The sequence below is a fragment of the Vibrio sp. B7 genome, assembly GCF_963888765.1.
GTDB lineage: Bacteria > Pseudomonadota > Gammaproteobacteria > Enterobacterales > Vibrionaceae > Vibrio > Vibrio anguillarum.
Window position 1 is genome coordinate 1 of sequence record NZ_CAWPKR010000035.1, and the last position, 17,594, is coordinate 17,594.

The 17,594-nt window shown below is 44.5% G+C and carries 16 protein-coding genes and 1 pseudogene; 8 read left to right on the top strand and 9 right to left on the bottom strand.

Translation table 11 applies throughout. From position 1 onward, the window contains the following. Positions 1-144 (top strand): annotated as a pseudogene (locus tag AACV32_RS11105) (IS4 family transposase); the annotation flags it as partial. 47 nt (positions 145-191) lie between these two features. On the opposite strand, the gene AACV32_RS11110 reads toward AACV32_RS11105, so the two are convergent. Beyond that, complete coding sequence (locus tag AACV32_RS11110) at positions 192-935, bottom strand: flagellar brake protein (protein WP_017049260.1); 744 nt, start codon at positions 933-935, stop codon at positions 192-194. 136 nt (positions 936-1,071) lie between these two features. Between AACV32_RS11110 and AACV32_RS11115 the strand changes: the two genes are divergently transcribed. Continuing rightward, positions 1,072-1,359 carry a GNAT family N-acetyltransferase gene (locus tag AACV32_RS11115; protein ID WP_013868360.1) on the top strand — a complete coding sequence of 96 codons (288 nt, stop codon included), beginning with the start codon at positions 1,072-1,074 and terminating at the stop codon, positions 1,357-1,359. Between the two features lie 12 nt (positions 1,360-1,371). Here the strand turns inward: AACV32_RS11115 and AACV32_RS11120 are convergent, their stop codons facing one another. Then, the gene (locus AACV32_RS11120) at positions 1,372-2,499 is read right to left on the bottom strand and encodes an endonuclease/exonuclease/phosphatase family protein (RefSeq protein WP_019280776.1); all 1,128 of its coding nucleotides are present in this window, start codon (positions 2,497-2,499) and stop codon (positions 1,372-1,374) included. Here AACV32_RS11120 and AACV32_RS11125 point away from each other — a divergent pair. Next, a complete protein-coding gene (locus tag AACV32_RS11125; protein WP_019280775.1) occupies positions 2,498-3,688 on the top strand; it encodes an MFS transporter in 1,191 nt (396 codons plus the stop codon). The two genes, AACV32_RS11120 and AACV32_RS11125, sit on opposite strands and share 2 nt — an antisense overlap. Before the next feature lie 101 nt (positions 3,689-3,789). Here the strand turns inward: AACV32_RS11125 and AACV32_RS11130 are convergent, their stop codons facing one another. The 6 genes from AACV32_RS11130 to deoD all read right to left on the bottom strand — a co-directional run bounded on the left by AACV32_RS11130 (position 3,790) and on the right by deoD (position 10,821). Next, entirely contained in the window at positions 3,790-4,920 is a 1,131-nt protein-coding gene (locus AACV32_RS11130; protein ID WP_017045041.1) for an HlyD family secretion protein, read from the bottom strand. Continuing rightward, entirely contained in the window at positions 4,920-5,306 is a 387-nt protein-coding gene (locus AACV32_RS11135) for a DUF3302 domain-containing protein (protein WP_170895177.1), read from the bottom strand. The genes AACV32_RS11130 and AACV32_RS11135 overlap by 1 nt, the downstream gene beginning before the upstream one ends. Positions 5,307-5,368: 62 nt before the next feature. Then, the gene (locus tag AACV32_RS11140) at positions 5,369-6,949 is read right to left on the bottom strand and encodes a GGDEF domain-containing protein (protein ID WP_170895176.1); all 1,581 of its coding nucleotides are present in this window, start codon (positions 6,947-6,949) and stop codon (positions 5,369-5,371) included. Next, a complete protein-coding gene (locus AACV32_RS11145) occupies positions 6,930-8,417 on the bottom strand; it encodes a hypothetical protein (protein WP_013868366.1) in 1,488 nt (495 codons plus the stop codon). The genes AACV32_RS11140 and AACV32_RS11145 overlap by 20 nt, the downstream gene beginning before the upstream one ends. Positions 8,418-8,580: 163 nt before the next feature. Beyond that, positions 8,581-10,050, bottom strand: a complete 1,470-nt coding sequence (locus AACV32_RS11150; RefSeq protein WP_170895175.1) for an IS1 family transposase — start codon at positions 10,048-10,050, stop codon at positions 8,581-8,583. 60 nt (positions 10,051-10,110) lie between these two features. Next, positions 10,111-10,821 (bottom strand): purine-nucleoside phosphorylase, encoded by a 711-nt coding sequence (gene deoD, locus AACV32_RS11155; protein WP_013868368.1) that lies wholly within the window; start codon positions 10,819-10,821, stop codon positions 10,111-10,113. Between the two features lie 311 nt (positions 10,822-11,132). On the opposite strand from deoD, the gene AACV32_RS11160 reads away from it, so the two are divergent. From AACV32_RS11160 to AACV32_RS11175, 4 genes are read left to right on the top strand one after another with little or no spacing between them, the layout of a single operon-like run. Beyond that, complete coding sequence (locus tag AACV32_RS11160; RefSeq protein WP_141138389.1) at positions 11,133-12,086, top strand: YbgA family protein; 954 nt, start codon at positions 11,133-11,135, stop codon at positions 12,084-12,086. Then, on the top strand, positions 12,076-12,909 hold the full coding sequence (locus AACV32_RS11165) for a MerR family transcriptional regulator (protein ID WP_170895174.1): 834 nt from the start codon (positions 12,076-12,078) through the stop codon (positions 12,907-12,909). Before AACV32_RS11160 ends, AACV32_RS11165 begins: the two co-directional genes overlap by 11 nt. Positions 12,910-12,925: 16 nt before the next feature. After that, the gene (gene phrB / locus AACV32_RS11170) at positions 12,926-14,338 is read left to right on the top strand and encodes a deoxyribodipyrimidine photo-lyase (protein WP_170895173.1); all 1,413 of its coding nucleotides are present in this window, start codon (positions 12,926-12,928) and stop codon (positions 14,336-14,338) included. A gap of 5 nt (positions 14,339-14,343) precedes the next feature. After that, entirely contained in the window at positions 14,344-15,267 is a 924-nt protein-coding gene (locus AACV32_RS11175) for a L,D-transpeptidase family protein (RefSeq protein ID WP_013868372.1), read from the top strand. A 99-nt stretch (positions 15,268-15,366) separates the two neighbouring features. On the opposite strand, the gene AACV32_RS11180 is transcribed toward AACV32_RS11175, so the two are convergent. Continuing rightward, positions 15,367-15,636: an Lpp/OprI family alanine-zipper lipoprotein gene (locus AACV32_RS11180; protein ID WP_026027153.1), complete on the bottom strand. Its 270-nt coding sequence runs from the start codon at positions 15,634-15,636 to the stop codon at positions 15,367-15,369. Positions 15,637-16,031: 395 nt separating this feature from the next. Between AACV32_RS11180 and AACV32_RS11185 the strand changes: the two genes are divergently transcribed. Then, positions 16,032-17,378 carry a DEAD/DEAH box helicase gene (locus AACV32_RS11185; RefSeq protein WP_026028423.1) on the top strand — a complete coding sequence of 449 codons (1,347 nt, stop codon included), beginning with the start codon at positions 16,032-16,034 and terminating at the stop codon, positions 17,376-17,378. Positions 17,379-17,594: the final 216 nt, after the last annotated feature.

The window sequence follows — 17,594 nt, forward strand, 5'->3', positions numbered from 1 at the left end:
GCCATACCGAGGCAACTCCAAAACTTCTATGCAATGAGTGGGAGCTTAATACTTGAGCCAAGGCGAGAAAGAGCCTTCCCTAGAGTCGTGAAGAAAAAGCCAAGCCGATACCCTAGAAAATACAATGCCGCTCACCTTAAGTGAACGGCATTATAGCAATACACCCTAACTTATTGGTTAGGGTGTATTGCTTACTTCAGCGTTAGTTTTGTGCCATCAAACTTCAATTGGCTTAATAAACTCTTTGCATTTTTGACACCTTCTTCATCAAACTGCACTCCGTAACGAGCATAGTGCAGTGAGCGTTGCAAGTTACAAACTTTACCCATCAAAGGCGCAAAGAATTGGCTGCTGCGAGGATCAGTAAATAATTCGAGACTAATCTTATCACCCACTTGGAAAGTACGCCCAAGAGGAGGTGTGACAAAACGACAGCCACTTTTGGAGAGATCTCTTACCTCACAATCCGACTTATGCGTTCCTACCGTTGCTTTTCCTGCTAGATTCACATCGTAACGAGCTTCTTTGCGCAGTTGGGTCACTTGCATGCTGTTGGGAATAGATAACATGGCGAGCGGTATAGGCTCTTGCAATACATGTAACAACTGGCTACGAAAATGGATTAAAGCTCCTTCGCCACGTGGTGAAATAGCTCTGATATTCATCCAAAAACCTTCTTGGAAGAAAAAAGAGAGATCATCTGCGGAAATTTTAGGAATTTCTACAAGGAGATGGGAATGAGAGTAGGTACCGATAAATGACGTTTTACACTGGAATTTCGTACCAACGGGAGTGGTTATACTTAAGGTTAGTTCGCTACTGTGTTCAACCATAGATAACGCATCAGTACTATTAAGTGTCGATAGGGTTTTATTACGTTCGGTTGAACGGTTTGGGTTCTGTTCATCTTTCAGCACTGCCGACTGCGATTCCATCTTAATTTTCTCCGTGATGCAGTAGCTGCATTTTATTCTAATTTTTGTAATAGTTTAAATTCTAGGGGTAGATGTTGGAAGATTCAATTCTGAGAATATCAATTTATTTGATTTATATATCAATTAGGACGTTACCATGATTCATGAAGTGCAACATGATATACAAAATTGTCAATATAAAGTACATCTTGAGGGAAATCTATTCGCAACTGTGACATACCAACAACAGGATGAAGTGTTGTTTATTACTTCGACTCGCGTACCGGATGAACTTCAGGGTAAAGGATACGGAAAAATAATGATGGAGAGTGTATTACCGCAAATTGAAGCGCAAGGTTACACCATTAAACCTGTCTGTAGTTATGTTGTGCATTATTTAAATCGACACAGTGAATGGCAGCATTTATTGCATCGAGAGTCGTAGCATACAAACCCATTAGCTCGGTGCTGTGTTTACTTTTAATGTGACCGCGACCAGTGCATGGTCAGTACTAAAGTTATCGAGCTCATAGCTCGGGTTGATCAGATGTTGATCAAGCACAGTATAGTGGCTGATATAGCTTTTCATTGGCTGGGTAAAAGGCGCGAAGTCTGCGGAAAGGAGAATATAGTCGAGTACAGATCCCGTGGAGCCGGCGTAATGAGTGGCTTTGCGAGGCTGCTCAACACTCTCGGTATGCAGATCCCAAGCATCGTAAAGCGCATAGTCAGCCAGCGGTTGTTGTGTTTCTGGTCTGCGGTATAAGGCCTGCGATAGTAGTCCTTGAAACTCCTCGTGATGTAACGGTTTATTAAAATCGCCCATTAGCACACAAGGCCGCCCAGTTTGTTTTTGAGTATTGACGATATATTGGTGAGTCAGGTTTGCTTCAAAGCCTCGCTGAACAGTAGAGAGCCAGCGTCCTAGCGTTTCTTGTTGCCATTCATCGATCAGATGATGAGGTGCCGCAGGCGATTCTGCCGGACGTTGAGATTTAAAATGCACAATATAGACATCGATATCCCCGAGCATTGGCAGGCAAACCGTAGCGTGTAACGGTGTACGATTAAAGCAAAAAGGGGCAGCTTGGTTTGGTAGCGTGCCATGTACGGCGCTCACTTGGCGCAGAGAATAGCGAGAGGCAATTACTACAACCGGATGGCTATAGATGTATCCATCTTTGACGATAGGTTCATCTACACAGGCCACATACGGGTAGCCTAAATCCATCATCTGGTTGCGCAGTTCATCAAAACTGAAAACTTCTTGAAAGCCAATGATATCGGCATCCAGCTGTTTGATCTTCTGGCTAAACCATTGCTTTTTTTTCTGCCACTCTGCTTGCGTGTAAATATTGTCGAACTGATAATATGCGTTCGGCGGAGCTAAATAATTGAATAAATTAATCGTTGCGAACGTAATCGTCATGTTAAATCCCAATATTTGTGTCTCGGTCGATCTTATACCCGAACGGTGTAATTTAGCAGTGCTAATCCCTAACCTTGTTTCCTGTTGTGATGAGCTCTCGCCTTTTAAGGCGACTTGAGTATATGATGCGCTGAAACATAGATAAGGATCTCTCATGTACCCTAAAGCCTCTCAAGGTTGGCGCACGCCACAAAATTTCCTATTGATTATCTCCATTATTGTGCCGATTGCATTTTCTAGTTGGATGGCACTGTTGAATAATTTCGTGATTGAAAAAGCGAATTTCGATGGTTCAGACATTGGCTTATTACAAAGTGTACGAGAAATCCCCGGATTTTTAGCCTTCACCGCCGTATTCGTTTTACTGTTCATTCGAGAGCAGCGATTTATCCTGATCTCATTAGGTATGTTGACGTTAGGAACCGCGATGACGGGTTTTTTCCCTTCTTTAACCGGGTTACTGCTCACGACATTATTGATGTCGACTGGGTTCCACTACTTTGAAACGCTTAAACAATCCTTGTCTTTGCAGTGGTTAAATAAAGATGAAGCGCCAGAAATGCTTGGCAAACTCATTTCGGTTGGAGCACTTGCATCACTGATCACTTACGGTGCTTTGTGGGTAATGTTAGAAGTGTTTCAGCTCGATTTTAAATGGGTCTATGCCATTTCTGGCGGTGCTGGTTTTGTGCTGGTGTTGATCATTGCCTTTGCCTTTCCTGAATTTAAAGCGGAAGTGCCACAAAATAAAAAGCTCGTGCTACGCAAACGTTATTGGCTGTATTACGCCTTGACCTTCATGAGTGGTGCGCGTAGGCAAATTTTCACTGTTTTCGCTGGTTTCCTTATGGTGGAGAAATTTGGCTATTCAGCGGCCGATATTACCTTACTGTTTTTGATCAACTATTTGTTCAACTTTTTGTTTGCTAAACGTATTGGTAAGTTCATTGGTGTAGTCGGCGAGCGTAAAGCGCTACTGTTTGAATACACGGGGTTGATTGTTGTTTTTGTTGGGTACGGTCTTGTACAAAACGCACATTGGGCGGCGGCACTTTATGTGGTTGACCACCTCTTTTTTGCCTTGGCCTTGGCGATTAAAACTTATTTTCAGAAAATTGCAGATCCTGCGGACATGGCGTCTACAGCGGGAGTTTCTTTTACCATTAACCATATTGCGGCCGTGTTCATCCCCGCCACGTTTGGTTTAATTTGGCTTATCTCTCCGGCGAGCGTTTTTTATATTGGAGCGGTAATGGCACTTGTTTCGCTGCTTTTATCACTCAATATTCCAGTAAAACCCGAAGCGGGTAATGAAGTGAGAATTCTGCGTTGGAGCGACAGATAACAAAAGGGTCGTTTACGACCCTTTTAACATGATACCAATAGCCACTAGACAAGCGACATCTGGGTTGGCTGTTTTTCAACGTATGTCGTGACGGATGGTATCTAATGATCTATGTAGAGATAGTTTTGCCAACTTTTCATCCGGATGAGTACCTTACGCATAATCGAGACATGAGAGAAACTGTCTGAATAGATAGCGGCTTCAAAAGCAGTACCGAGTGGCAGGTGATAATCGCTTAAATCATCGGTGATTTTAAGGGTGACGAGTACGCGTCCATTGGTACGTAATGCCTCAGTTCCTAGCAAGGTACCTCGTGCTTGGATCTGGCTTTCACCAATAACAGGTAATATTTCAACCACCTCTCCTTTGAAGACTTTTCCGGGTAGTGCTCTGAACAAAAACTCGGCTTCAAAGCCCGGTTTTAGGCGTTGAAGAGAATTTTGCCTAAATGCAGCTGTGTAGATTTTATCTTCTGTGTGTACAAACGTCATCATTGGCGCTAAGGGTAATGGTACGGACATCGCACCTGGTCTGAGAGCTAATTGCGTCACATAGCCATCAGTAGGCGCTCTGACAATGGTTTGTTCAAGGTTGAATTGGGCTTGTCTAAAATCGGCAAGCAGGCGAGCAACGGTAGTATTCTCACCATTGATTTCTGAGTTTAAGGAGATATTGGCTTGATTTAGACGTGCTTGGGCGACTTCTACTGCTGCCTCTGCTGCTTTATAAGCTTGGCGACGGGTATCAAGATCTTGTTCGGTGAATGCACCTTTATCATACCCACGTTGATAACGAGCATACTCACGTTGTGCTTTATCCCGGTCAGCGATAGCCTGTACTTTCGCTGCCGCAGCTTCAGAAACATTCGATTCTAGGCCGAGTGCACCTTGGCTCGCCTCTTTGATCTGAGCTTCAATTTTTGCCAATTCCGCTTCAAAAGGCACAGGGTCAATTCTAAAAAGCACATCACCTTGTTTTAAGGGCTGGTTTGCTTGTACCGGAACCTCAATCACTCTTCCTCGTACTCCTGAGACGACAGGTGTTGTGGAAAAAACTTGGCTACCCAATTGAGTAAAAGGATGATTATAGTTCATCAGTAAGATCAGGGTGCCGATCAAAATAACGCCACCTAATACAGCGGTAGGGACGGTCCACTTATTTAATGGAATTTTAAAGACTTTGAATATCGCAATACATAAAGCGGCATAAGTCATGATCAGAAGTAAATCCATTATTTTGTCTCCTGATTACTGGCATGGTCGATGTTCGCTTGAGCAACGGGTGGCTGCGCTTTTAACTCATGTAATTCTCGAGTGAGTGTTGCGACTTGATCGATAAGTTCATCGACACGATGATGAATATCGTTCTGCTCTTCTTGAAGTTTAGTGAACCCCCACCCGCGATCTTTTCGCCACAAGGTTGCCCAAATCCACAAAAATGGCCAGATGGCATGTAAGGTAAATAGACTGACCCAGCCAGAAACATGAATGGCATCTTGATGTGGATGGTCGCGCTCTTTGGCGATTTCATAAGGGATATCATGAATGACGATGATTCCATAAAAAATGACCAAGGCTACGAAAATCAGTAGACCAAGGGCAAAGTAATCTAAAAACATAGTTGCTCCTGTATTTCAATAACGAGTGTAAACGGCAGCCAATAGCTTAACGTGATGGAAAGTTACTCAGTGCACACTTGGTTGCGGCCATTCGCTTTCGCGCGATATAAGGCTTTGTCGGCGCGGTAGAATGTGCGTTGTGTATTTTCACCATCTCGATGCAAGGTTATACCGATACTGACGGTTAAGCCGCGCTCACCTAGAATATCGTGCCAACCAAATTGGAATATGCGTTCACGATAGTTTTCGGCATGCATTTCAGCTTGGTCGAGCGAGCAATCTTCTAAAATCACCAGAAACTCTTCTCCACCAAAACGGACACAGGAGGAGCCTCGGAATTTAAAGTAGTTTTTCAACTCACGTGAAACATTGACTATCGCTTTGTCACCAACCAAGTGACTAAGTTCATCATTAATCGATTTAAAATGGTCAATATCAATGACTAGAAATGCAAATAGCTTCTCATAAAGCAGTAGGTCTTTCAGCTTGACATCTAACCAGCGGCGGTTGTGTAAGGTGGTGAGTGGATCAGTGAAGACATCCTGTTGAAGTTGGGCTACGGCATTCTTTTGATGTTCGGTAGTTTCTTTGAGCTCACGATTTTCAATCTCAGATAAGATCAGTTTCAATTGCAATTCAAAGCGCGATAAGCGACGCAGTTGATTGGCCCCCAGCTCACTAATCGGGATGTTTTTCATCAGATCAGTTTCAATTCGAAAGCCCTTTTTTTCATAAATCAGGGCGGCTTGATAAAGGCCTTGGCGCTCGCACACGGCACTGAATGCTCGATACAGCTGCTTGGCCATCGTGGGTGACGTGTATCGTTGCAGGCGTTTGTCTGTACTGGCCAGCATCATATTGGCAATATGACTTTTGCCTATTTTAGCCAGGCAGTTGGCCGTTTCAATTCGAATCATATTCGATAGCCAGGTGGAATTCATATTCCCTGCACTGTACTGAACACTAGAGAGCGTAATGAGCGCTTTATCGACTTGCTCCTGATGAAGATAAAGTTGAGCTTGATAGAGTGAAATTTGCCCGGTAAGAATTTTATCGCTGACCAAAATACTCAGCTCTTCACACTCTTTAATTAGGTCGGTGGCGGCGGAGATTCGGTGCAGTTGAATGTAACACGATAGCATGTAAAGTTTATAACGCAGGCGTAATGAGCGGCTGGTGATTGCGTGATCAATACTATCAATTTTTTGATAGTAACGAAGGGCTCGGCTGTGCTCGCCATAAGCATCACACAGGTTACCCATGCCAATGACGGCTAGTACATATTCGTCAATGTAACCTGTGTCGACGGCAATATTAGAAGCGGACACATATTCGTTGAGCGCCGCGGCAAATTCACCGCTTTCCATTAGGCGATCGCTTAAACTGTTTTTCACAGACAAAATAATTTCGGCGTCCTTAGGCAATTCAAGTAATGCTAAGGCGTGACGAAGCTCCTCTATACTGGCGGACGACTGATGCAGTTCTGAACGATACTCTGCACTGATGATGTAGCTAAGTGCTTTTTCTTTTGATGTTGAGGCTATATGTTGTCGGACGTGATTCCAGAAAATGATGGCCTCCTCTCCGGAAACGGAGGTGGCATCCAAACCCGTATCTTTAATCTTACTGAGCAGTACTTCCATGCGACCATTCCTGAGGTTGACTGTCTTCCAGTTGTTCTAATGTGAATGGGAAACTCAAAATGTCTTGGAACATCACTTGAGGTAGCGACCCCGTTAATCCTTTTCTTTCCCAGGGGTATATTTCAATCATCTTAGCCAATACATGGAAGACGTGCAGCGCTGCATCGCCTTTATCGGCAAGAAGCAGCGCTAAGCGTTCGCTACTTAAACGAGAAACGAGATCTTTTTGGTTACAGAGCGAGTGGGCAATCTCGGTACATACATCGAGGTACTTTGAGTCGTTATGTTGGATGACAATGACGGCGTGATTAGAATGCTTCAACTCGGTCTTGAATAGCATGAGTTGTTCCCACCAATAAGTCTCTGAAACTACATTGGAGAGATGTTTCTCTGGGTCGTATTCGTGTTGACCACGAATACGGTTAATGAGTTTACGTGCTCGTTGCTCAAGTTGTCGCTTAGAGGCTCTTGCTTTATCAAGGCCAATGCGCGCCGTTTGTTCTCGAAGCATCTCAACCGTAAATTGGCGATATTTCTTAAATGAGGCTAAAGAAGCTTTAAAATCACCACGCTGCTCTGCGACTAGGGATTGTTGGTAGCAAATTTGTGAAAGTAGCTCACCTTTATCAAATGAAGCAGCAGAGGCTTCAGCAAGAAGCAACAGCTCAGTTGCTTTCTTGGAGTCTTTTCTCAGCAGTTCCAAACGAGCTCGACTAATGAATGAGTGAGCCTTCATCCACACAAGGTTATGCTCAACAGCAAGTTCGAGTGCTTTGGTGGTTGCCGCTTCCGCATCTTCGATTCGTTCAAGCCCGAGCAGTGCCAAGCCGCGAAAATCCCAAACCTCGGCTTGCCAAGTTTTATCGGGATGATCCTGTAGCGCTTCTTCTGCACCATCGAGCACCGTGAGCATATCGATGTATTGGTTAAGTAGATAGAGATCCCATGCCCACAGAATACGGGCTTTGCCTTCTAACCAATGGATACGGGCATTATTAGCGACTTTAACGGCTAGCTCGTGTGTTGAACATGAAAGTTGATATTCGTTAGTAATACGCCAAACATTACCCAGACCAATGAGGCACTCTATCTGGATATCAACTTCATCAACCAGAGCTGATTGTTCTAAGGCATTTATCCAATATTGTTGGGCGGTATAATATTTTGCCTGGCCCCAAAGTTGCAGCGCGTGAATATGCAGAATTTCGGGAAGGCAGTCATCAGTATCGAGGGTATTTTGAGTGGATAAGGCTTCTTTAATGTATTTTAAACCCACGCGGTAGTCCATTAGACACCAAGCGCAGCGAGATAAAATGATCAAACATTGAATCGCCCCTTCTGGGAAAAAGATCTGCTGTGCTCTCAATAAACACTGCTCCGCGACGATCGACACCTTCTCCGGCTCAGTTTCAATACGGGCTCTAAGCTGTTCTATTTCAATTTCAAGAAGGTATTGGCTTTTATCCAAACGGGCTGTTCCTCAAAAGTAAGAAGCCTAAGTCACCGATTCATTATATGAAGCCAACGTTAAAGCGCACTATTTACTTTCCCAAAAGTGGGTGCATTGGTTATTCATTACCACAATAATCTGCGCTACTTCACAATCCACAGTCTAAATATAACCTAAAAATCTAAGAGAGTAGTTCTTTCAATGTCAGTGGATGTTTGGTTAAGTCCAAATTTTGGGCGGCGGTGAATCCATGTTTATCTTGGTAGCACAGATTGTGCCAAGCACGAAAAATATCCAGCATTGGTTGTAGGCCGCCAGGGCGAAGTTTGCGCCTCGGTTCGTTGATAAAGCTTTCGAACAACAGTTGGAAGCGTTTTTGATAGAACTCTGTTTGCTTAATCGATGCTTTATCGAGCCAAGCTTCGGGTGTTGGATTGTCTCCTGCCAAATAGCAAACACCTTTGGCAGCCTGTGCCTGATTGGCAATAGCCCAGCGATCTCGCCACCATCCCATGTGAACAATGTCCGTTTTATTCACGGAATGTCCATTTTGCCATTGCGGATCTTCCTCAACGTACATCAAGTCAACATTCTTACGCTTGATTCGCGGCAAACAGACGCTCAATGCGGCAGAACGTAAAACCGGATCTTGAGGCAGATAGATAGAAACTCGCTTATCTTCAAGGCACAAATCCAGCACGTGGAGGAAGTGAGCATAAGAGGTGTAAGGAGGGCGAATCAAGGCGCCTTTAGAAGGGTAATGAAAAGTGGTGAGGTTACCCATGGGGTCTTCAACATTACCGCGGGCTAAAATTGTTTGGTATTTCTGATCAATACGCTCACGTAATAGCGGAGATGCGTCAGGAGTGGGTAGATTCGCTTCGGATGAATGTTCACGAGAAACAAAACGCGCGGGCGAGTGATAGGGGTTGTGATCAAGCTCACCTGCAGGCTCTTCATTGGCGGAATAGTTTACGTGCTGACAGAGTATATAACCTGTTTTGGCTTCACCTGTTGTAAACCACAACACGCCGTTGTCGCTATGGGGCTGGAGCGGGATGTAATTGCAAGCCAGCTCATATTGGTTTGCATGATTCACCCAACGTGCATCAATCATGGCCAGTTTTCGCCGACAGCGACTGGCAATGTGCTCGACATGATCATAAAACGTTTTTGGGTTGATGGATAATTTACGGCAAATCTCTCGCACCGAATAACTCATGAAGAGCAGGCCGAGTAAGGTTTCTTGAAAAACGAGTTTTTTGTTGGCTCCTGACCACTTATCGACAAAGGTACTCTGACAAGCTTTGCAACGGTATCGCTGGCGATCGCCGCTGTAGCCAAAAGCGTGATAGAGGTGTTTGTGTGTATGAACAGATAAACCGAAATTTTGGCAATCATCACTGCGGCAAGCGGGCAACCCGTCGCTGTGAAGCTGTCTTAAACGGTGTAATTCGTTTAACACTTCTCGGTTGTTAAGTAAGGGGGGGAAAGCACCACATTCACGACAAACCATCGTTGGACGCTTCGGGTTTACGCGCTGCAGAACGTACCGTTCGGCTTCACTCAGTCCAAAGTTGTCACACGCCAATGTTTTACAAAAGTTGAGTTGTAAACCATCTGCGTCCTTGGGTAGTTGGTCGTTGGACACAATCGCCCCCTCGGGGTAATTTAAGGCTGCCAATTTGGGTGAGCAGCTGAGGTTTAAAAATTAGATACTAATCGCTGTTTCAAGCGCGACTTTCATCATGTCGTTAAAAGAGGTTTGGCGATCTTCAGAGCTTAATTTCTCACCGCGAATGATGTGGTCTGACACCGTAAGAATCGTCAATGCTTTTGCGCCTAGATCCGCTGCAACACCATAAATACCAGCCGCTTCCATATCCACACCTAAGATGCCAAGCTTATTCATTTTTTCGAATAAATCACCTTCAGGTGTGTAGAACAAATCAGCGGAAAACACGTTGCCTACCTTCACGGGCACGTTTTGTGCGCGTGCTTGATTGACGGCTGTTTCAAGCAATCCGTAATCCGCAATCGCGGCGAAATCGTGGTTATTAAAACGGATGCGGTTAACTTTGGAATCGGTTGAAGCACCCATACCAATAACGATATCCATTAAATTGACATCGTCACGAACAGCGCCACAGCTACCAATACGGATGATATTTTTTACACCGTATTCTGAAATCAACTCGTGAACATAAATCGAGCATGATGGAATGCCCATACCGTGGCCCATAACGGATACTTTTTTACCTTTATAAGTACCGGTATAACCGAACATACTGCGAACATCACAAACCTGTTTAGCATCATCTAAAAAAGTTTCAGCAATGTATTTTGCACGTAATGGATCGCCTGGCATTAGAACGGTTTCAGCGAAATCACCAACTTGCGCATTAATGTGTGGGGTTGCCATCGTTGTTACTCCAAAGTTTTCGAGTCAGCGATTTATCCGCAATAAGTGGATTAAATTACTAATTCTGTTGAATCTGATGTGTTTTGTTGAGGCAATACTAGATAGACCTGACAATGTTCCTTGAGAGATTTGTCACAGAATGAAGGTTAATACCCTTTTTTGAGCTCATTGATAACTAAAAGTGTTGAAAGTGGTAAGGCAATCGATTCGGGTAAACGTTTACCTTTTATGTGTACATAAATATATTTTGTATAAGGTGATTGGAGTGTGCTATACATTATACAACAAATATTTTTGTATATGAGGCAGCGATGAGTAATCCAGAAATTCGTATCGGGATCAGTGCATGTGTACTGGGAGAGCAAGTCCGTTTTGATTCTGGCCACAAAGCGAGTGACTTTGTGACCAAAGAGTTAACGAATTATTTCTCTTTCATACCTGTTTGCCCAGAGGTTTCGATTGGCTTAACCGTGCCAAGGCCTACCATTCGCTTGATCTCTCACGAAGAGCGTTTAGCGCTGGTTGAAACTAAAGATGAAACCAAAGATTACACGCAAGCCATGTTCGATTTCTCAGAACGAAAAGTTGATGAACTCGAATTGATGAAATTGTGTGGTTATATCGTTTGTGCGAAATCCCCAACATGTGGCATGGAAAGAGTCAAAGTCTATAAGCATCAACGAGCAGACAAAGAGGGTGTTGGGCTTTATACCGCCACTTTGATGCGTAAAATGCCGTGGTTGCCTGTAGAGGAAGATGGCCGTTTGCATGATCCTGTGCTTCGCGAAAACTTCATTACGCGTGTCTACTGTTTACATGACTTTTATCAATCGATAGGTGACAACCCGACACCGGGCAAAGTGGTGGCCTTTCATTCACGTTACAAATTGACGTTAATGGCGCATCACCCGCAAGCGTATCGAGAACTCGGCCGTTTGGTGGCTGAAGTCAAGCAGCATCCGCCACAGTATTTTATTGAGCACTATCGCCAAGGGCTAATGGATGCGCTTAAACACAGAGCGAGCCGTAAAAATAACACCAATGTTTTGATGCACATTCAGGGTTATTTCAAACGAGCCTTAAACAAAGAGCAGAAAGTAGAGTTAGCGCAATTGATTGATGACTATCGAACTGGCGAGCTTCCTTTACTTGCGCCTATTACGTTGCTCAAACATTACATAAAAATGTATCCCGATGCTTATCTGCAGCAACAGCACTATTTATCGCCTTATCCACAAACGCTAAGGTTACGTTATGGACTATGAGAACCCACTGACTGAAAACATGATGACTGAAAAATTATATGCTATTCGAGACGTTGCCGAGATTACTGGAGTAAAGCCCGTTACCTTGCGTGCATGGCAGCGCCGCTATCACCTCGTTCAGCCACAGCGCACGGAAAAAGGGCATCGCCTTTATTCACAAGAGGATATTGCGACGATTCGCACTATTCAAGGCTGGCTGGCGAAAGGGGTTTCGATTGGCAAAGTGAGTGCATTGCTCAGTGGCAGTGAAAGTATCATTGATACTTTGGCAAATCATGGCTCAGAGCTTTTAGAGCAAGAACAATTGCTGCAAGCTTTAGTGGATCTCAATAAAGGCAAAGCGGAATCAACCATTGCTACAGTATTGAAAGAGTATCCGTTAGAGATTGTTGAGCAGCAGTTTGTCTTTCCTGTCATCGACACGTTAGAGCGGGTTAAAGGACCGTTGCGCAGTTTGCAAAAAGGGCTTTTTCAGGCACTGATGATAAGCAAGTTGAGCTCGATCATTGAAGCGGAAAACAAAGCGGCAACTAAAGGAAAATGTCTTTGCGTTAATCTTGATCCAACATCGAGCATACTGGCTTGGCTATGGTTCGTGGGAAAGGTGGAAGCTGGTTATAACCTCACTATCTTAGATGGTGTCGAAGATCTTACCGCTCTTGTTGATCATGATGCTTTAGCAAACTACCAACAGGTTGCGCTGTTTGCCAACCGAGCACTAACCGAGCAGCAAGTTCAAGCGTTACGGAAATTGCGTATCTCACTGGGAGATAAGCTTTCGTTGTCAGATGTGGTTGCTCGTCTGCACCATTCGTTAGATTAATCAGTAAGGATGTACAGTGAAATTACTCTGGCTGCGCCGAGATTTACGATCCGTTGATAATACGGCATTACATGCCGCCATTGATGGTGAAGAACCTGTTGTTGCCGTATTCATTGCAACGCCAGCACAGTGGCAAAAACACCATCTTGCTCCGATGCAGGCGGATCTTATTTATCGGCGTTTATTTGAGCTGCAACGTGAACTGCAAGCACTCAATATTGCTCTATTGTATGAGGAAGTCGATGATTACGCTGATGCTGCGCAGCAGATCGCCACCATGGCTAAGCAGCTTAATGCCAGCGCAGTGTTGGTTAATCGCGAGTATGAAATCAATGAGTTGCAGCGTGATGAGATGGCGAGTCAGTTTTGCCTAGAGCGCCAGATCGAGTGGCGAGCATACGACGATAAGTGCATTATTGCCCCCGGTTTGGTCAAAAACAAGCAAGGTGATTATTTCAAAGTCTTTACGCCTTTTAAACGAGCGTGGTTATCACAAGCGGCTCTACCTCAAATTTTACCAACGCCTATTTCTGCACATTATAAACCCATAAAGGATCTTGAGCCGTTGCTGTGGAGCGAACACCGCTCGTTCAGCTATCCACGCATCAGCAGTGATCATTGGGTGGTCGAGTTCGATGCAATTCGCGCTAAATTACGCCAGTTTTGCCGTGATAAGGTACAGAATTACCACCAGCAGCGTGATTTTCCCGCGTTGGATTCGACCAGCGCACTGTCACCTTATCTCGCAATAGGGGCGCTTTCTGCGCGTCAATGTATGGCGCGTCTATACGCTGAATCGCAACATATTGGGTTGTCTGAAGGGGCGCAAACTTGGCTGAGCGAAATCATTTGGCGTGAATTCTATCAGCATCTGATCGGGTTCCGTCCTGATCTCTGTAAAGGAAAAGATTTTGCACCTTGGGGGAAACATGTATCTTGGTGGGAGAACTCAGCGGCCTTTGAACGTTGGCAGCAGGGGCAAACTGGGTTCCCTATTGTCGATGCGGCGATGCGCCAACTCAATAAAACGGGGTGGATGCATAACCGATTAAGGATGGTTGTGGCCAGTTTTCTAACCAAAGATCTGCATATCGATTGGCGACTTGGTGAACAATATTTTATGCAAACATTAGTGGATGGCGATTATGCATCGAACAATGGCGGTTGGCAGTGGTGCGCCTCAACAGGGTGTGATGGGCAACCTTATTTTCGAATTTTTAACCCTACCAGCCAAGGGGAACGTTTTGATCCGAAAGGTGATTTTATTCGTCAGTGGGTACCTGAATTGGCTTCGTTGCCAGATAAGTACATCCACATGCCTTGGAAATTCCCTGCCGTCAATTCCTTGTCATATCCCGCGCCAATGGTTGATCATAAAGTAGAAAGAGAGATAACCTTACAGCTCTATAAAGACGCCAAGGATACTTGATCACCATGCTACGCAAGCTACTCTCTTTGTGTTGTTGCTGGGGTGCGCTCAGTGTGAACGCGTTTGCCGCGACTTATGATTTTCCTGCCGAAGGCAGTAGCATGGTTGGCCGAACTCAATATCACGTGATTGAGCAGGGCGAAACCTTAGCGCAAATTGCAAAACAGTACGATGTTGGGTTTTTATCTTTGATGGCGGCTAACAAAGGAATTGACCCATTTTTGCCGCAGCAAGAGTTTGTGCTAACCATTCCGTCACAAATTATTTTACCGCGCGTGGCTTACGAAGGCATCGTCATCAACTTAGCGGAACTGCGGCTCTATTACTTTGAGCCTGAAAAACGCAAAGTGCATATTTTCCCCGTCGGTATTGGCCGTATTGGTCGTGACACGCCCGAAATGGAAACCACTATCAGCCAAAAACGACCGAACCCAACTTGGACACCTCCTCAATCTATCCGCACTGAATATAAAGCGAAAGGTATTGAACTGCCTGCGGTGGTGCCTGCTGGGCCAGATAACCCGCTTGGCGAATACGCGCTTCGTCTCGCTTATGGTGCGGGTGATTATTTGATCCACGGTACCAACAAAGATTTTGGTATTGGTATGAGAGTCAGCTCAGGTTGTATTCGTATGGATCCCAAGGATATTGAATGGCTGTTTAAGCAGGTCCAGCGTGGCGAGAAAGTGAAAGTAATTGATGAGCCGATAAAATTAGCCTTAGAGCCAGATCGAAGCGTATTTCTTGAAGCTCATGAACCTTTAACGCGCAGTAACGGCAGTAAAAAAGAGTTGCAGGTACCGCAAGAACTTCGCTGGTGGTTGGATGAATTTAACAAATCAGATGCGAAAGCGAGAGCGGTGATCTTGGCGCAAAATGGTGTGCCTGTCGAAGTTGTGGCTGCAGATTTTTCAACCTCATTGGAGTAATTAAAGAAGTTGATGAGTTCATTAATGGTGAACAGTGTAATAGCAGCAATAAAAAAGGCTTGAATTAACAAGCCTTTTCAGCTATGGAATATAACGAAATTATTTCGTGTATGACTGAGCAATATTATCGATACGCTCGTTTGCACGAGCCGCTTCTTCTTGCGCAGCGGCAGCGGCATCAGCCGCTTGGCTTACTTTAGACGAAAGTGTCGATTGCTCGCTCTTAAGTGCAGAAATTTGATCACTGAGTTGGCTAACTTGGTTGCTTAGCTGATCCATTTTCGTCATTGCTGCGTCATCAGGGCCTGATGCGCAACCAGCAAGTAGAAGTACAGAAGAGGCTGCAGCTGCAATTAACATCTTATTCATTATTGAACTCCTTGTTTGTAAGATTATTATCAATGACGCCCTATTATACTTTTCCTACTTGAAGCTACAGCGGTGCTGTTTACCTGCAACGTCAAGTTGTTTGGGTATACACTTGTTTGGAAATCATCATATAGCGACGAACTCAATTGTAGACACTATTCTAGCGTTCACCCAGTAGCCGAACGTCAAAATAATCCAAGAATTTCAATTTATGCTCATTTACTCCGCTATGTCTCATCGTTAAGAGACGTATTTTCTATCTTCTTATGCCTTGAAAAAGTGTGCGTGTTGATTATTTTTATGTGATCTCTATCTATCTAAGCGCCTTTCGGGCTATCATATTGCGTTTTCATTTTGACCTCTTGCCCTATTTATTGTGGCAACTTTACAAATTTTTGGAGAATCCTTTGCAGTTTAAAGATTTAGGCTTAGACAATCGCTTATTGAAGACCCTCAAACACTATGACTTCAAACAAGCGACAGAGATCCAACAACAAGCGGTTCCCGTGGCGATTGCAGGTAAAGATTTGTTGGCATCCTCTAAGACTGGTTCGGGTAAAACATTAGCCTTTGTTTTGCCAATGCTGCATAAGTCTCTCAAAACTAAAGCGTTATCAGCAAAAGACCCTAGAGCTCTGATTCTTGCTCCGACACGTGAGTTGGCCAAACAAGTGTACGGTGAGCTGCGTACTATGCTCAGTGGGTTGAGCTACGAAGCAACGCTGATTGTGGGCGGTGAAAACTTTAACGACCAAGTAAAAGCACTGCGCCGTTTCCCCCGTTTTATTGTGGCGACTCCCGGTCGTTTAGCGGATCACTTAGAGCACCGCTCGTTGCGTCTTGATGGTTTAGATACGCTGATCCTTGATGAAGCTGACCGCATGCTGGACCTAGGTTTTGCTCCGGAACTACGTCGTATTCATCATGCAGCGAACCACCGTCGTCGCCAAACACTGATGTTTTCCGCAACGCTTGATCACGGCCAAGTGAATGACTTTGGTACCGAGTTGCTTAAAGATCCAAAACGCATTTCGATTGGTGTTGTCAACGAAGAGCATAAAGACATCACCCAAAAATTCTACCTCTGTGATCATCTCGATCACAAAGAAGCCTTACTCGAACGCGTGCTGCAAGAAGCCGAATATCGACAAGTGATCATTTTTACCGCAACCCGTTCTGATACTGAGCGTTTAACGCTTAAACTCAACGAGCAGAAACTGAAAGCTGTTGCGTTGAGTGGTAACTTAAATCAAAACCAGCGCAACACCATCATGAGCCAGTTTGAGCGCGCCGTATTTAAAATTTTGGTCACGACGGATGTGGCTTCACGTGGCCTTGATATTGCAAACGTGACGCACGTGATTAACTTTGATATGCCCAAACATACGGAAGAGTATGTGCACCGTGTTGGTCGTACAGGCCGTGCGGGTAATAAAGGTGATGCAATCTCGCTGGTTGGCCCAAAAGATTGGGACAGCTTCAAGCGCGTGGAAGCCTTTTTGCAGCAAGATATCGAGTTCTCTCAATTTGATGATCTGAAAGGTAAATTTACCGGACTAAAACCACGCGTTCCGGCCTTTAAGAAAAACGCAGCCGCTAAGACTAAAAGTACTAAGCCTAAGGCGAACACCGCCAATAAGAAGCCCGTTAAACGCGATAAAACCTTTTATCAGAATGTGGCAGTGGGTGATGCGGTATTTGTGCCGAAAAAGAGAGTTGCACCTAAAGTGGACGATGAGTAACAGCGAGCGTCTTGTCAGCGTGACCTTTCGGTCAATCGAATCTGCTGACGGACTCAATGCCAGTATTTGCTGAGACAACCTCACCCTAATTATAAAAACACCGCCAAATAGGCGGTGTTTTTATATACACGCAAACGTTAACCCTTATAAATCCCATAATTTCTTTATTTTATATAAAAATGATAATTGATCTCATTATCGTTTAGTGGCAAGCTG

Bases quoted from the DNA above. Each gene is read 5' to 3' on its own strand.
- AACV32_RS11110 (WP_017049260.1), bottom strand. From the start codon at position 935: ATGGAATCGCAGTCGGCAGTGCTGAAAGATGAACAGAACCCAAACCGT.
- AACV32_RS11115 (WP_013868360.1), top strand. From the start codon at position 1,072: ATGATTCATGAAGTGCAACATGATATACAAAATTGTCAATATAAAGTA.
- AACV32_RS11125 (WP_019280775.1), top strand. From the start codon at position 2,498: ATGTACCCTAAAGCCTCTCAAGGTTGGCGCACGCCACAAAATTTCCTA.
- AACV32_RS11120 (WP_019280776.1), bottom strand. From the start codon at position 2,499: ATGAGAGATCCTTATCTATGTTTCAGCGCATCATATACTCAAGTCGCC.
- AACV32_RS11130 (WP_017045041.1), bottom strand. From the start codon at position 4,920: ATGGATTTACTTCTGATCATGACTTATGCCGCTTTATGTATTGCGATA.
- AACV32_RS11135 (WP_170895177.1), bottom strand. From the start codon at position 5,306: ATGTTTTTAGATTACTTTGCCCTTGGTCTACTGATTTTCGTAGCCTTG.
- AACV32_RS11140 (WP_170895176.1), bottom strand. From the start codon at position 6,949: ATGGAAGTACTGCTCAGTAAGATTAAAGATACGGGTTTGGATGCCACC.
- deoD (WP_013868368.1), bottom strand. From the start codon at position 10,821: ATGGCAACCCCACACATTAATGCGCAAGTTGGTGATTTCGCTGAAACC.
- AACV32_RS11160 (WP_141138389.1), top strand. From the start codon at position 11,133: ATGAGTAATCCAGAAATTCGTATCGGGATCAGTGCATGTGTACTGGGA.
- AACV32_RS11165 (WP_170895174.1), top strand. From the start codon at position 12,076: ATGGACTATGAGAACCCACTGACTGAAAACATGATGACTGAAAAATTA.
- AACV32_RS11175 (WP_013868372.1), top strand. From the start codon at position 14,344: ATGCTACGCAAGCTACTCTCTTTGTGTTGTTGCTGGGGTGCGCTCAGT.
- AACV32_RS11180 (WP_026027153.1), bottom strand. From the start codon at position 15,636: ATGAATAAGATGTTAATTGCAGCTGCAGCCTCTTCTGTACTTCTACTT.